The sequence below is a fragment of the Streptomyces sp. NPDC048415 genome (genome assembly GCF_040651675.1).
Taxonomy (GTDB): Bacteria; Actinomycetota; Actinomycetes; order Streptomycetales; family Streptomycetaceae; genus Streptomyces.
In genome coordinates this window covers 85795-98763 of sequence record NZ_JBEZKJ010000001.1, presented here as the reverse complement: position 1 = coordinate 98763, position 12969 = coordinate 85795, and the positions used below count along the sequence as shown (strand labels likewise).

Genomic DNA, 12969 nt, shown 5'->3' with positions numbered 1-12969 from the left:
ACGGGATTGCGTGGGTACAGGAGAGGGCGCTCGCACGGGGAGGGCCCGGCACCGGTGTGCTCAGCCCGCCGGCGGCAGTTCTCCCGAGCCGCGGGTGATCAGCCGCGTGGGCAGTTCGATGCGTTCCGGGGTGATGAGGGTGCCGTCGAGCTGGCGGAAGAGGCGTTCGGCGGCGGTGCGGCCGAGGGCGGCGGCGTCCTGGGCGACGACGGTGACGCCGGGCTGGAGGAGGTCGGCGAGTTCGATGTCGTCGAAGCCGACGAGGGCGACCGGTCGGCCGCGCTCGGCGATCACCCGGACGACCGTGACGGTGACGCGGTTGTTGCCGGCGAAGACCGCGGTGACGGGGGAGGGGCCGGAGAGCATGTCCTCGGCCGCCTTCCGCACCCGCGTCGGGTCGGTGACACCGAGGGACATCCACGCGTCCTCGACCGGTATGCCCGCGTCCTCCATGGCGGCGCGGTAGCCGCGCAGCCGCTCGGCGGCGGTGTGGATGCGCGGCATGTCGCCGATGAAGCCGATCCGGCGGTGGCCGTGGGCGATGAGGTGGGCGACACCGTCGCGGGCGCCGCCGAAGCTGTCCGACAGTACGACGTCGGCGTCGATCCTTCCGGCCGGGCGGTCCACGAACACCGTGGCGACGCCCGCCTTTATCTCGGGCTCCAGATAGCGGTGGTCGTCCCCCGCCGGGATGACCACCAGCCCGTCCACTCGGCGCGCGCACAGGGCGAGGACCAGCTCCTGCTCGCGGTCCGGATCCTCGGCGCTGGAGCCGTTGATCAGCAGGGCGCCATGGGCGCGGGCCACCTCCTCGACCGAGCGGCTCAGCGGGCCGTAGAAGGGGTCCGCGAGGTCCTCCAGGACGAGGCCGATGCTGGCCGTGCGGCCCTTGCGCAGCACCCGCGCGCTGTCGTTGCGGCGGAAGCCCAGTGCGTCGATGGCCTCCTGGACGCGCCGCTCGGTGTCCGGGGTGACCCCCGGCTCGCCGTTGACTACACGCGAGACCGTTTTCAGTCCTACTCCGGCACGCGCCGCCACGTCTTTCATGGTCGGCCGGTTGCCGTAGCGGTTCTCGGAGCGGCGGGCGGTCTCGGGCACGATGCGCTGTCCTGTCCTGTCGTCCACGGGGATGCGACGGTCCATGGGGTGGTATGAGGATGTGGCGTCGAGCATAGAGCCTGGACAACGTTGTCAGATGCGGGAGACACTGTCCACCGCAATCTACGGCCTGCGCCCCCACCGCGAGACCGGCCTGCCCCTTTTCTCAAGGTTCACCGGGAGACCTGACTCAGATGCACACCGACCTCGTGGCCGCGCTCGACATCGGCGGCACCAAGATCGCCGGAGCGCTGGTGGACGGCCACGGCCGGATCCTCCTGCGTGCCCAGCGCGCGACGCCCGCGCAGGAGGACGGCGACACCGTCATGCGTGCCGTCGAGGACGTGATCGGCGAGCTGACCGTCTCCCAGCTGTGGAGCAGGGCGCGGGCCGTCGGCATCGGCAGCGCGGGCCCGGTGGACGCCTCCGCGGGCACGGTGAGCCCGGTGAACGTGCCGGGCTGGCGCGGCTACCCGCTGGTCGAGGGGGTCGGCAGGGCCGCGGCGGGGCTGCCCGTCGAGCTGATCGGCGACGGCGTGGCCATCACGGCGGCGGAGCACTGGCAGGGCGCGGCGCGCGGCCACCACAACGCGCTGTGCATGGTGGTGTCGACGGGCGTGGGCGGCGGGCTCGTCCTGAACGGTCAGCTGCACCCCGGCCCCACCGGCAACGCCGGCCACATCGGACACATCAGCGTGGACCTGGACGGCGATCCCTGCCCGTGCGGCTCCCGGGGCTGCGTCGAGCGCATCGCCAGCGGGCCGAACATCGCGCGCCGCGCGCTGGAGGGCGGCTGGCAGCCGGGTCCCGACGGGGACACCTCGGCCGCCGCGGTGGCCGAGGCCGCCCGCGCGGGCGATCCGGTGGCCGTGGCCTCCTTCGAACGGGCCGCGCAGGCCCTCGCAGCGGGCATCGCGGCCACCGCGACCCTCGTCGAGATCGACATCGCCGTCATCGGCGGGGGAGTGGCCAAGGCGGGCGACGTGCTGTTCACGCCGCTGCGCCGGGCGCTGGCCGACTACGCGACGCTGTCCTTCGTACGGCGGCTGACCGTGGCGCCCGCGCTGATGGGCACGGACGCCGGTCTGGTCGGAGCGGCGGCGGCCGCGCTCACCCGGAGGGCGAACGCGACCGCGGCCGGTGTATGAGGCGACCGTTCCGGGCGGCTGAGACCTCGAACAACCAGCATCTGAGCTCGGCCTCCCGAGGCGGCTTCGAAGAGCGGCTGAGGCCTCAAAGGTCAGCAGCTCACCTTGGCCTCCTGAGGCCGGGCGGCTGAAACCCGGAGGATCAGCAGCTGAGCTTGGCGTCCGCCCAGTCCGCGTGGTCCGAGTCGATCCCGTCGCCGCCGTCGGTGACCACGAGTCGCACCACCTGCGCGCCGGTCACGTCGGCCGTGATCGGCTGGGCCGGGATCTCGTTGGTCACCTGTCGCCGATGTCCCCGGTCGTACGCCACAGATGTCCGACGTTCGACGCCCATTCCCAGCTCCTTCGTCGCCTTCGCGGTCTCCCGCCTGAAGCTGCGCGGCGGCCTCGTACTGCTGATGTTCTTCACGGCGGGCAACCTGCTGCCCCAGCAGGTCATCGTCACCCCGCTCTATGTCCTGTTCAACACAGGATCCCGCTGCCGTGGTGGATGTCCGACTCCCTCACGATGTACGACTCCTACTGGGCCGTCATCGTCGTCAACATCGGCTTCCAGCTGGGCTTCTGCCTCTTCGTGCCGGCCAACTTCATGCGCACGCTGCCGCGGGAGATCCTGGAGGCCGCGATCGTCGACGGCCGGGCGTCTGGACCGAGTTCTGGCGCATCACGCTGACCCTGGGCTCGACGAAGGGATGAGGCAGACCGGTCATCTCTGATCAAGATGACGGTTATTTCACTTCATCTCTCCGGAGGGGGAAGTGACTGCCCCGGGCGCAGGTTGGAACCAGCAGGCGGCGACCAGGCCGCTGGACCCACCGTCACGGAACGGGAGTGCTCACATGTCGACGTCATCGACCACGCGCACGCTTCGCACAGCCGTCGAAGAGGCCCGGGCGCCGGCCGGTCCGCGGCCCGCCCGCCGGCACTCGGGCGGGTTCTGGACCATTGCCGCGGTGTTCGGCACGGCCATGGCCTTCTCCACCGTCCCGACCCCGCTCTACCCGCTGTATCAGGCGCGTGACGGGTTCTCCACGTTCACGGTCACGGTGGTGTTCGGCGTCTACGCCGTCGGAGTGCTCCTCAGTCTGCTGTTCGCCGGGCATGTCTCGGACTGGATCGGCCGCAGGAAGGTGCTGACCGCGGCGCTGGCGCTCGAACTGGTCGCCGCCGCGCTGTTCCTGGCCGCGCCGTCGCTACCGGTTCTCCTCGTCGCCCGGCTGGTCACCGGTCTCGGCGTCGGCATGCTCACCGCTACCGCCACCGCGTATCTCCACGAGCTGCACAGCGCGCACCGGCCCGGCGCCTCGGCCCAGCGGTTCGAGATCGTGTCGACGGCGGCGAACATCGGTGGCCTCGGACTCGGGCCGCTCGTCGCCGGTGTCCTCGCCCAGTACGTCGGCGCGCCGCTGCGTCTGCCGTACGTGGTCTTCGCGGTCCTCCTGTTGCTGAGCATCGCCGTTCTCGTCCTTGTCCCGGAGACGGTCGAAAAGCCGGCTGTCCGGCCTTCGTACCGGCCGCAGCGCGTCAGCGCCGACCACGGCGACCGCGCCGGATACCTCGCCGCGGCAGCCGCGGGCTTCGCGTCCTTCGCGGTCTTCGGGCTGTTCACCTCCTTGGTTCCCGGGTTCGTGGGCGGCACCCTGCATCACCCGTCCCGAGCGCTGGCCGGACTGATCGTGTTCGCCGTGTTCGGCGCCGCCGCGGCGGCCCAGACGCTCAGCAGCCGTCTCGGCGCCCGGGCGCGCCGGAACATCGGACTGCTCGCACAGGCCGCCGGCGTGGTCGCCCTGACCGTCGGCATGCACACCGCCAACCTCGCCGTGTTCCTCCTCGCCGGGATCGCCGCCGGCGTCGGCGCCGGGGTGCTGTTCAAGTCCGCCGTCGGGTCCGTCGCCGCCATGGCCGCTCCCGCGCGGCGCGGCGAGGCCCTGGCGGGCCTGTTCCTGGTGTCCTACCTCGGCCTGGCGCTGCTGCCCGTCGGTCTTGGAGTCGGCAGCCGCTACACCACGGTGACCACCGCGACGACCTGGTTCACGGGGGTCGTGCTCGCCCTGCTCGCCGCCGTCGCGGTGCTCACGCGCCGCCGCGCGGCCACCGCCTGACGCGTTCCACACGGCCCTCAGGCGGCCCCAACCCGCCGCAGATCGGCCGTGGAAACCCGCGCCTGCAGATCGGCGCGGTGTTGGATGGTGCGGGAAGCCTCGGGGAGGAGAAACGATGCCGGGTCAGCCCCCGAGAGCCGGTCGACCGCGCAGCGCGCAGGCGCGCCGCGCCGTGCTGAGTGCGTGCACCGAGCTGCTGAGGCAGGGCGGTCTGCGCACGACGACGACCGACCGGATCGCCGCCCTGAGCGGGGTGAGCAAGGCGACGATCTACAAGTGGTGGCCGAACAAGTACGCCGTCGCGGTCGAGGCCTTCCTTTCGCAGATGTACGCCGAGTCGCCCGACCCGGACACCGGCTCGGCCCCGGAGGACTTCCGGCTCGCGGTGCGCGGCATGATGCGTTTCTACGAGAGCCCCGACGGCCGGATCTTCGCCCAGCTCGTGGCGGAGGCGCAGAACGACCCCGAAGTGGCCGTGGAACTGCGAGAGCGGCTGGTCGCTTCCCGGCGGGCCTTGGTGCGGGCCATCTGGGACCGTGGCGTCGAGCGCGGCGAGCTGCGGGGGGATGTCGACCCCGAGGTGGCCATCGACCTGTTCTTCGGCCCCGCGATGTACCGGCTCGTCGCCGGGCACGCTCCGCTGGACGAGACGGCGGCGGACGACATCGTCCGGGCCGCGCTGAGCGGCCTGGCCCGCTGACTCAGGCCCCGCCTCGCTGAGCCGGGCGCAGGCCCTTCCGCCCCAGATCGGCATAAATAATAGATAAGACGATCAATCCGGAATTACGGACACATCCTGTTCGTTGGGCCAATTGATAAACGAAACGTCCAGTTTCGATCGGAGGGTCGCCATGCGAACGACCACACTGGGAATGACCAATCTGAAGGTGTCCCGCATCGCCTTCGGTACCTGGCAGCTGGGCGGAGACTGGGGCGGCTTCGCCGAAGACGAGGCGAAGGCCGCGATCCGCCGGGCGCGCGAACTCGGCGTCACCTTCTTCGACACCGCCCAGGCCTACGGCTTCGGCGCGTCGGAGCGGCTGCTGGGCGACGCCCTACGGGACGAACTGCGCGGCAACCGGGACGAGTTGGTGATCGCCACCAAGGGCGGCCTGCGCAGGACCGACACCGGCGTCACCCGTGACGCGAGCCCGAAGGCACTGCGTGAGGGTGTGGACGCCAGCCTGACCGCGCTCGGCGTCGACCACATCGACCTCTACCAGGTGCACTGGCCGGACCCGAAGGTGCCGGTCGCCGAGACCGCGGGCACGCTGCGGAAGCTGGTCGAGGCCGGCAAGATCCGGCACGTGGGCGTGTCCAACTACAGCGCCGAGCAGATGGCCGAGTTCTCCCGAACCTTGCCGGTGGAGACGCTGCAACCGCCGTACCACCTCTTCCGCCGCGAGATCGAGGACACGGTCCTGCCCTACACCCGGAGTCACGACATCGGTGTGCTGGTCTACGGCCCGCTCGCGCACGGTCTGCTGACCGGGGCGCTCGACGAAAATACCGTCTTCCCCGACGACGACTGGCGCGGCAAGAGCAGCGTGTTCCGCGGTGCGACCTACCGCCGCAACCTGCTCGTCGTACGGGAGCTGCAGCAGCTCGCCGCCGACCTGGAGATGACGGTCAGCCAGCTGGCCATCGCGTGGACACTGGCCCAACCCGGCGTGCACGTGGCCATCGTCGGCACCCGGCGCGCCGACCACGTCGACGAGAGCCTCGCGGCGGCCGATCTCACGCTCGGCAAGGCCGACCTGAAGGACATCGACGCCATCATGGCCGCGGCCACTCCGGTCGCCGGCCCGTCCCCGGAGACCGTGTGATGAACAACGACGCAATGAAGATCGCCGTGCTCGGCACCGGCATCATGGGCACGCCGATCGCCCGTAACCTGCTCCGCGCCGGATTCGACGTACGGGTGTGGAATCGCACCGTTCAGAAGACCGAGCCGCTGGCCGCGGAGGGCGCGCACGTCGCGGCCTCGCCGGCGGAAGCGGCGGCGGGTGCCGACATGGTGCTGACCATGCTGGTCGACGGCTCGGCCGTGGCGGCGGTGATGACGGGCGAGCAGGGCGCCCTGTCCGTGCTCCCGGCGGACGCGGTGTGGATCCAGATGAGCACGGTCGGCGTGCCCTGGGCACTGTGCCTGGCGAACCTCGCCGAGGGACATGTCGGTTACGTGGACGCGCCGGTGTCCGGCAGCTCGCTGCCCGCCGAACGCGGGGAGCTGCTCGTCCTCGCCGCCGGGGTCCCGGCCCTGCGTGACCGGGTGCGGCCGGTGTTCGATGCCGTCGGCCGCCACACCGTGTGGCTCGACCGGCCGGGCGACGGCAGTCGGCTCAAGCTGGTCCTGAACAACTGGCTCGCGGTGCTGGTGGAAGGAATGGCCGAGACCGTCGAACTGTCCACGGTGCTGGGACTGGATCCCGGCCTGGTCGCCGACACCATCGACTCCACGGCGCTCAAGTCGCCGTACGCGGTGGACAAGGCGCACGCGATGGTCAAGGGTGATTTCACCCCCGGCTTCCCACTGCGCCACGCCCGCAAGGACGCCGCGCTCGCCCTGGAGGCCGCGGACGGCCAGGATCTCAGCGTGCCTCTCACCGAGGCGCTGCTACGGCGCTGGAATCGTGCAGTGGAGCTGGGGCACGGGGACGACGACGTGGCATCCGCGATCACGGCCGCCGCACCTGCGCACACGGCGGGGCCCGCCGTTGCCACGCCACCGGTTGCCACGCCACCGTGAGACACGGCGGCGCAGCCGTCGCGAGTCCGTGCGTGACCCCGGCCTGGTCCCGTCAGTTGAACCGGGCATGAAGAAGCGCAGCATGCTTGCCATCGCCTCCCTCGCCACCGGGTTCGTCGTCGCGGCGATCACCCCGTCCCACGCCGCCGACAGCGACGTCCTCGGTGATCTGAACGTCAACGACACCGTCAGCACCCTCGATCACACCGCCGGCAGCGACGGCCTCGCCGTGGACGACAGCGGGCTGGGGCAGAACACCTGAGGAGTTCCCCTCCACGGCGCCGGTGCCCCCGGGACGGGGCACCGGCGCCGTGCTGTCGGCGCCCTCATCAGCGCCTGGTTTCCGTGGCAGGGTGGAGCGGGCAAGCCACAGGGGGCCAACAGAAGAGGGGGAATCGTGATCGTCTGGGTCAACGGTGCGTTCGGTGCGGGGAAGACCACCACCGCACGGGAACTGATCGAGCTGATCCCGAACAGCACGCTCTTCGACCCCGAGGTCATCGGCGGCGCACTCACGCACCTGCTGCCGCCCAAACGCCTCGCCGAGGTCGGCGACTTCCAGGACCTGCCGATCTGGCGACGTCTCGTGGTCGACACCGCGGCCGCCCTGCTCGGCGAGCTCGGCGGAGTCCTCGTGGTCCCGATGACCCTGCTCCGTCAGGAGTACCGCGACGAGATCTTCGGCGGCCTCGCCGCGCGCCGGATCCCCGTACGGCATGTGCTTCTCGCCCCGGCGGAAACGATCCTGCGTGAGCGAATAGCCCGGCGCGAGGTGCCCCCGGACCTGTCCGACGGTGAGATGCGCGTGCGCCAGTGGTCCTACGACCACATCGAGCCCTACCGCGCCGCGCTCGCCTCCTGGCTCACCGCCGACGCCCACCCCGTGGACACCAGCGCGCTCACCCCGTACCACACCGCCCTGCGCATCGCCGAGGCCGTACGCACCGGGGACGCGCCGGTGTCCGACATCGTGCAGACCCCCGAACCGACCGCCGAGACCGTCGCCGCGGGAGTGCTGCTCTTCGACGACCAGGACCGGGTACTCCTCGTCGACCCCACGTACAAGGCCGGCTGGGAATTCCCCGGCGGGGTCGTCGAGCGCGGTGAGGCGCCCGCGCGCGCCGGTGTGCGCGAGGTCCTCGAGGAGACCGGCATCACGCTCGAGGACGTGCCCTCTCTCCTCGTCGTCGACTGGGAGTCGCCCGCCCCGCCCGGCTACGGCGGGCTGCGGCTGCTGTTCGACGGTGGCCGTCTCGACACGGCAGCCGCCCGGAGCCTGCTGTTGCCCGGCCCCGAACTGCGCGGCTGGCGCTTCGTCACCGAACGGGAGGCGGCCGACCTCCTGCCGCCCGTGCGCTACGAACGGCTGCGCTGGGCGCTACGGGCGCGCGAGCGCGGGGCGGCCCTCTACCTCGAGGCGGGCATCCCGGTCGGCTGACGTCGCGACGTTGCCCGGCGTGTGGAGTTCGAAGAGGGAGGCGCTGCCGATATGAAGGGCGCTCAGCTGACCAAGGGCCGGCGGCACCCCCCCCGTCACGGTCCATCAGCCCCGATCTCCCCCCGATTCCTCGGCCGACCGGCGTCCGCGGCGGTGAGGAGTTCCGCCAGTTCGCGATCCATCCGTGGACCGAACGCACAGAGGGCCCGCGCCGTCTGGCGAGGGCCCTCTGCCGGGGGGAGGAAGAGCGCTCAGCTCGCCGCGTAGTTCCGCAGGAACAGCGCCTCCGCGACCGACAGCCGCTCCAACTCGTCCGGCGAGACGCCTTCGTTCACCGCGTGGATCTGCGCCTCCGGCTCGCTGAGGCCGATGAGGAGGATCTCCGCCCGCGGGTACAGCGAGGCGAGGGTGTTGCACAGCGGGATGGAGCCGCCCAAGCCCGCGTACTGCATCTCCCGGCCCGCGTAGGCGATCGACATGGCCTCGGTCATCGCCGCGTACGCCGGGCTGGAGGTGTCGGCACGGAAGGGCTGGCCCTGGCCGATCTGCTCGGTGCTCACCCGCGCGCCCCAGGGCGTGTGCGCCTCCAGGTGGGCTTCCAGCAGCTTGGTCGCCTCGGCCGCGTCCACGCCCGGCGGTACCCGCAGGCTGACCAGCGCGCGGGCGCCCGCCTGCACGGACGCGGTCGCGCCGACCACCGGCGGGCAGTCGATGCCGAGGACGGTGACGGCCGGCCGCGCCCAGACGCGGTCGGCGACCGTGCCGGAGCCGATGAGCTCCACACCGTCGAGCACCTTGGCGTCCTTGCGGAACGACTCCTCGTCGTACTGCAGGCCGTCCCACGCGGCGTCGTCCGACAGCCCGTCGACCGTCGTCGAACCGTCCTTGGCCCGCAGTGAGTCCAGTACGCGGATCAGCGCGGCCAGCGCGTCGGGTGCCGCTCCGCCGAACTGCCCCGAGTGCAGGTTGCCTTCCAGGGTGTCCACCTGGACGCGTACGAGCGTCATGCCGCGCAGGGTGGCGGTGACCGTCGGCAGGCCCGCCCGGAAGTTTCCGGCGTCGCCGATGACGACGGTGTCGGCGGTCAGCAGCTCCGGGCGCTCCTCGGCGTACCGCTCCAGACCGCCCGTGCCCTGCTCCTCCGAACCCTCGACGATCACCTTGACGTGCACCGGAACGCCGCCGTTCGTCTTCAGCGCGCGCAGGGCGAGCAGATGCATGATGACGCCGCCCTTGCAGTCGGCGCTGCCACGCCCGTACCAGCGGCCGTCGCGCTCCGTCAGCTCGAACGGCGGCGTGACCCAGGCCGCTTCGTCCAGCGGCGGCTGCACGTCGTAGTGCGCGTACAGCAGGACGGTCTTCGCACCCTCGGGCCCCGGCAGGTAGCCGTACACCGACTGCGTGCCGTCAGGGGTGTCGAGCAGTGCCACGTCCTGGAAGCCCTCGGCGCGCAGCGCGTCGGCGATCCAGTTCGCGGCGCCCTCGCTCTCGCTCTTGGGATATTGGTCGAAGTCCGCCACCGACTTGAAGGCCACCAGCTCGGTGAGCTCCGCCTTCGCCCGGGGCATGAGCGAGGCGACGGTCTCGGCGACCGGATTCGACGACATGGGCACGCTCCTTGTGGGTGCGACGTTGTACATCTGTGTACGGATGATCGTGTGGTGCGTACGCGCGTACTGGTGTGCGAGGCGCATACGCTGCCGATCCTCCCACAGCGGTCCGCGGCGATGCCCGCCGTAGGATGCGTGGGACGGGTGCGGCAGACGGCTGGACTGGGAGCAGTAGACCATCGTGAGCAGCGAGAACTCTTCGGCGGACGACGGGCAGCGGGTGTGGGACGTCGTCGTGGTCGGCGCGGGGCCCGCGGGCGCCTCGGCCGCCTATGCGGCAGCGGTCGCGGGACGCAGCGTGCTGCTGCTGGAGAAGGCGGAGCTGCCCCGCTACAAGACATGCGGCGGCGGCATCATCGGCCCCTCGCGCGACGCGCTGCCGCCCGGCTTCGAGCTGCCGCTCCAGGACCGGGTGCACGCGGTCACGTTCGCGCTCGACGGCCGCTTCGCGCGTACCCGCCGCTCCAAGCAGATGCTCTTCGGTCTGATCAATCGGCCCGAGTTCGACCAGCAGCTCGTCGAGCACGCCCAGAAGGCGGGCGCCGAGCTGCGTACGGGCGTCACGGTCTCCCGCGTCGAACAGCACGGCTCCGCCGTACCGGACCGGCGCACTGTCGCCGTGGTGTTGCAGGGCGGCGAGAGCCTGCTGGCGCGGGCGGTCGTCGGCGCCGACGGCAGCGCCAGCCGGATAGGAGCGCATGTCGGGGTGAAGCTCGAACAGGTCGATCTCGGCCTGGAGGTGGAGATCCCGGTGCCTCAGACGGTGGCCGAGGACTGGCAGGGGCGGGTTCTGATCGACTGGGGCCCCATGCCCGGCAGTTACGGGTGGGTGTTCCCGAAGGGGGACACGCTCACCGTCGGTGTGATCTCCGCACGTGGTGAAGGCGCCGCCACCAAGCGCTACCTGGAGGACTTCGTCGCCCGGCTCGGCCTCGCCGGCTTCGAACCGGCCATTTCCTCCGGCCACTTGACGCGCTGCCGCGCCGATGACTCGCCGCTGTCGCGCGGTCGGGTGCTGGTGTGCGGTGACGCGGCCGGGCTGCTGGAACCCTGGACCCGCGAGGGTATCTCCTTCGCGCTGCGTTCGGGGCGGCTCGCGGGGGAGTGGGCGGTACGGATCGCCGAGGCGCACGACGCGGTGGACGCCCGGCGTCAGGCTGTGAACTACGCCTTCGCGATCAAGGCGGGGCTCGGCGTCGAGATGAGCGTCGGCAAGCGTCTGCTGACTGTCTTCGAGCGCCGGCCGGGCATGTTCCACGCGGCGATCACGGGCTTCCGGCCCGCCTGGAAGGCCTTCGCGGGGATAACGCGCGGCTCCACCTCGCTCGGCGAGCTCGTGCGCTCCCACCCGATGGCAGGGCGCGCCCTGACCGCGCTGGACCGGTGACTCCGCGGGCCGTGGGGGTCAGCTCTTCACGCTGATCCGGAAGCCCGGGTGGGCCGTGGGAGTCAGCTCTTCACGCTGATCCGGAAGACCGGGTGGTCGGGGGCGATACGCCGCAGCTCCTCGTCCGGGGAGTCGGGGCCGACGCCGCCGAAGAACACCCCGACCTCGGCCTTCCAGCGCTTGAGGTAAGCACGCAGCAGCCGGACCTTGTCGTCGTCGGGGACCTCGGTCGCGGTGAACGTATCCACCTTCTTGCCGAGGCGCAGCTCGCCGCCTCCCGAGGCCCGCATGTTGTGGGTCCACTGGACGTGACCGCGGGGGGCGACCAAGTACTGCTCGCCGTCCACGGTGAGCAGATTGACCGGGGTCGTGCGCCACGCGCCGCTCTTGCGGCCGCGGACGGCCAGGACCCGGGAGCCCCAGACGCTGAGGCCGCGGCGGGTCATCCAGGCCACGGCGCGGTTGAAGACGTTGACGGTGAACCAGCCAGGCTTTTGGACGTGTGTGGACATAGGTGACCCCCTGATTGGGAGAGCACTGCTTCCTGTTGTGAGCGGTGCTCTCGCTTGGGAGCAGTCTGCCTGAGATCGGTGATCCAAAGCAAGAGCGGTGCTCTCGTTTCTGGACGGTGCTCTCGATTTAGTGCGGTGCTCTCGTTTAGGGGCGATGCCGTGGGACACTGCCCCGCATGAGTACCGCACGAGGGGCACGCGCCCGAGCCAGGATCGAGGTCACCGCGGCCATCAAGGACGAGGCGCGCCGACAGCTCGCGGCGGAGGGCGCCGCCAAGCTCTCCCTGCGGGCCGTGGCCCGCGAACTCCGCATGGTCTCCTCCGCGCTGTACCGCTACTTCCCCAGCCGCGACGACTTGCTGACCGCACTCATCATCGACGCGTACGACTCCCTTGGCGAGAGCGCGGAGTCGGCGCACGCCGAAGTCGCCGACGCCGGTCCCCGGGAGCGCTGGATCGCCGTGTGCGTGGCAGTGCGCCGCTGGGCGCTGGAGCATCCGTACGAGTACGCGCTCATCTACGGTTCGCCCGTTCCCGGGTACACAGCGCCGGAGACGACCATCCCGGCCGCTTCCCGGGTGGGTCTGCTGCTGATCGGCATCGTCCGGGACGCGTACCAGGACAAGGGTGTGGCCCGCCCGCCGCTGCCCGCCGAGCTCAAGGCCGAGGCGCAGCGGATGGCCGCCGATCTGGCTCCCGACCTGCCTCCCGAGGTGGCCGCGGCGCTCGTGGCCGCTTGGGCGCAGCTCTACGGCCTGATCGGTTTCGAGCTGTTCGGCCAGTTCAACCGGGTCGTGGAGGACCGGGAGACGTTCTTCCGGCACGCGGCGGGTCAACTCGCTCACGGCGTGGGGCTGGTGTTCCCCCAGAGCACCGCCGCGGCAGGCACAGGGCGGGGTACCGGAAGCCGCTGATCCGCCGGGCG

At 71.3% G+C, this 12969-nt stretch carries 12 protein-coding genes and 2 pseudogenes; 10 read left to right on the top strand and 4 right to left on the bottom strand.

The window, feature by feature from the left end:
- Positions 1–60 precede the first annotated feature (60 nt).
- Positions 61–1143 (bottom strand): LacI family DNA-binding transcriptional regulator, encoded by a 1083-nt coding sequence (locus tag AB0D27_RS00370; protein WP_362500706.1) that lies wholly within the window; start codon positions 1141–1143, stop codon positions 61–63.
- Between the two features lie 149 nt (positions 1144–1292).
- On the opposite strand from AB0D27_RS00370, the gene AB0D27_RS00365 reads away from it, so the two are divergent.
- Positions 1293–2246 (top strand): ROK family protein, encoded by a 954-nt coding sequence (locus tag AB0D27_RS00365; protein ID WP_362500705.1) that lies wholly within the window; start codon positions 1293–1295, stop codon positions 2244–2246.
- A 142-nt stretch (positions 2247–2388) separates the two neighbouring features.
- Here the strand turns inward: AB0D27_RS00365 and AB0D27_RS00360 are convergent.
- Positions 2389–2526, bottom strand: a pseudogene (locus tag AB0D27_RS00360) (NPCBM/NEW2 domain-containing protein); the annotation flags it as partial.
- 58 nt (positions 2527–2584) lie between these two features.
- Between AB0D27_RS00360 and AB0D27_RS00355 the strand changes: the two are divergent.
- The 7 genes and pseudogenes from AB0D27_RS00355 to AB0D27_RS00325 form a co-directional block, all read left to right on the top strand.
- Positions 2585–2918: pseudogene (locus tag AB0D27_RS00355) on the top strand (ABC transporter permease subunit); the annotation flags it as partial.
- Between the two features lie 167 nt (positions 2919–3085).
- Positions 3086–4348 carry an MFS transporter gene (locus AB0D27_RS00350; protein ID WP_362500704.1) on the top strand — a complete coding sequence of 421 codons (1263 nt, stop codon included), beginning with the start codon at positions 3086–3088 and terminating at the stop codon, positions 4346–4348.
- A 115-nt stretch (positions 4349–4463) separates the two neighbouring features.
- Positions 4464–5048, top strand: coding sequence for a TetR/AcrR family transcriptional regulator (locus tag AB0D27_RS00345; protein WP_362500703.1), 585 nt, complete (start codon positions 4464–4466; stop codon positions 5046–5048).
- 151 nt (positions 5049–5199) lie between these two features.
- Positions 5200–6174, top strand: coding sequence for an aldo/keto reductase (locus AB0D27_RS00340; RefSeq protein WP_362500702.1), 975 nt, complete (start codon positions 5200–5202; stop codon positions 6172–6174).
- Entirely contained in the window at positions 6174–7097 is a 924-nt protein-coding gene (locus AB0D27_RS00335; protein ID WP_362500701.1) for an NAD(P)-dependent oxidoreductase, read from the top strand. Before AB0D27_RS00340 ends, AB0D27_RS00335 begins: the two co-directional genes overlap by 1 nt.
- A 67-nt stretch (positions 7098–7164) precedes the next feature.
- Entirely contained in the window at positions 7165–7359 is a 195-nt protein-coding gene (locus tag AB0D27_RS00330; RefSeq protein ID WP_362500700.1) for a hypothetical protein, read from the top strand.
- Positions 7360–7491: 132 nt separating this feature from the next.
- Positions 7492–8535, top strand: coding sequence for an NUDIX domain-containing protein (locus AB0D27_RS00325; protein WP_362500912.1), 1044 nt, complete (start codon positions 7492–7494; stop codon positions 8533–8535).
- Positions 8536–8786: 251 nt separating this feature from the next.
- On the opposite strand, the gene AB0D27_RS00320 is transcribed toward AB0D27_RS00325, so the two are convergent.
- Positions 8787–10142, bottom strand: a complete 1356-nt coding sequence (locus AB0D27_RS00320; RefSeq protein WP_362500699.1) for a dipeptidase — start codon at positions 10140–10142, stop codon at positions 8787–8789.
- 184 nt (positions 10143–10326) lie between these two features.
- On the opposite strand from AB0D27_RS00320, the gene AB0D27_RS00315 reads away from it, so the two are divergent.
- The gene (locus tag AB0D27_RS00315) at positions 10327–11532 is read left to right on the top strand and encodes a geranylgeranyl reductase family protein (protein ID WP_362500698.1); all 1206 of its coding nucleotides are present in this window, start codon (positions 10327–10329) and stop codon (positions 11530–11532) included.
- Between the two features lie 62 nt (positions 11533–11594).
- On the opposite strand, the gene AB0D27_RS00310 is transcribed toward AB0D27_RS00315, so the two are convergent.
- Positions 11595–12044, bottom strand: a complete 450-nt coding sequence (locus AB0D27_RS00310; protein WP_362500697.1) for a nitroreductase family deazaflavin-dependent oxidoreductase — start codon at positions 12042–12044, stop codon at positions 11595–11597.
- Positions 12045–12220: 176 nt separating this feature from the next.
- On the opposite strand from AB0D27_RS00310, the gene AB0D27_RS00305 reads away from it, so the two are divergent.
- Positions 12221–12958 carry a TetR/AcrR family transcriptional regulator gene (locus AB0D27_RS00305; protein WP_362500696.1) on the top strand — a complete coding sequence of 246 codons (738 nt, stop codon included), beginning with the start codon at positions 12221–12223 and terminating at the stop codon, positions 12956–12958.
- Positions 12959–12969: the final 11 nt, after the last annotated feature.

Bases quoted from the DNA above. Each gene is read 5' to 3' on its own strand.
- AB0D27_RS00370 (WP_362500706.1), bottom strand. From the start codon at position 1,143: ATGGACCGTCGCATCCCCGTGGACGACAGGACAGGACAGCGCATCGTG.
- AB0D27_RS00365 (WP_362500705.1), top strand. From the start codon at position 1,293: ATGCACACCGACCTCGTGGCCGCGCTCGACATCGGCGGCACCAAGATC.
- AB0D27_RS00350 (WP_362500704.1), top strand. From the start codon at position 3,086: ATGTCGACGTCATCGACCACGCGCACGCTTCGCACAGCCGTCGAAGAG.
- AB0D27_RS00345 (WP_362500703.1), top strand. From the start codon at position 4,464: ATGCCGGGTCAGCCCCCGAGAGCCGGTCGACCGCGCAGCGCGCAGGCG.
- AB0D27_RS00340 (WP_362500702.1), top strand. From the start codon at position 5,200: ATGCGAACGACCACACTGGGAATGACCAATCTGAAGGTGTCCCGCATC.
- AB0D27_RS00335 (WP_362500701.1), top strand. From the start codon at position 6,174: ATGAACAACGACGCAATGAAGATCGCCGTGCTCGGCACCGGCATCATG.
- AB0D27_RS00330 (WP_362500700.1), top strand. From the start codon at position 7,165: ATGAAGAAGCGCAGCATGCTTGCCATCGCCTCCCTCGCCACCGGGTTC.
- AB0D27_RS00320 (WP_362500699.1), bottom strand. From the start codon at position 10,142: ATGTCGTCGAATCCGGTCGCCGAGACCGTCGCCTCGCTCATGCCCCGG.
- AB0D27_RS00310 (WP_362500697.1), bottom strand. From the start codon at position 12,044: ATGTCCACACACGTCCAAAAGCCTGGCTGGTTCACCGTCAACGTCTTC.
- AB0D27_RS00305 (WP_362500696.1), top strand. From the start codon at position 12,221: ATGAGTACCGCACGAGGGGCACGCGCCCGAGCCAGGATCGAGGTCACC.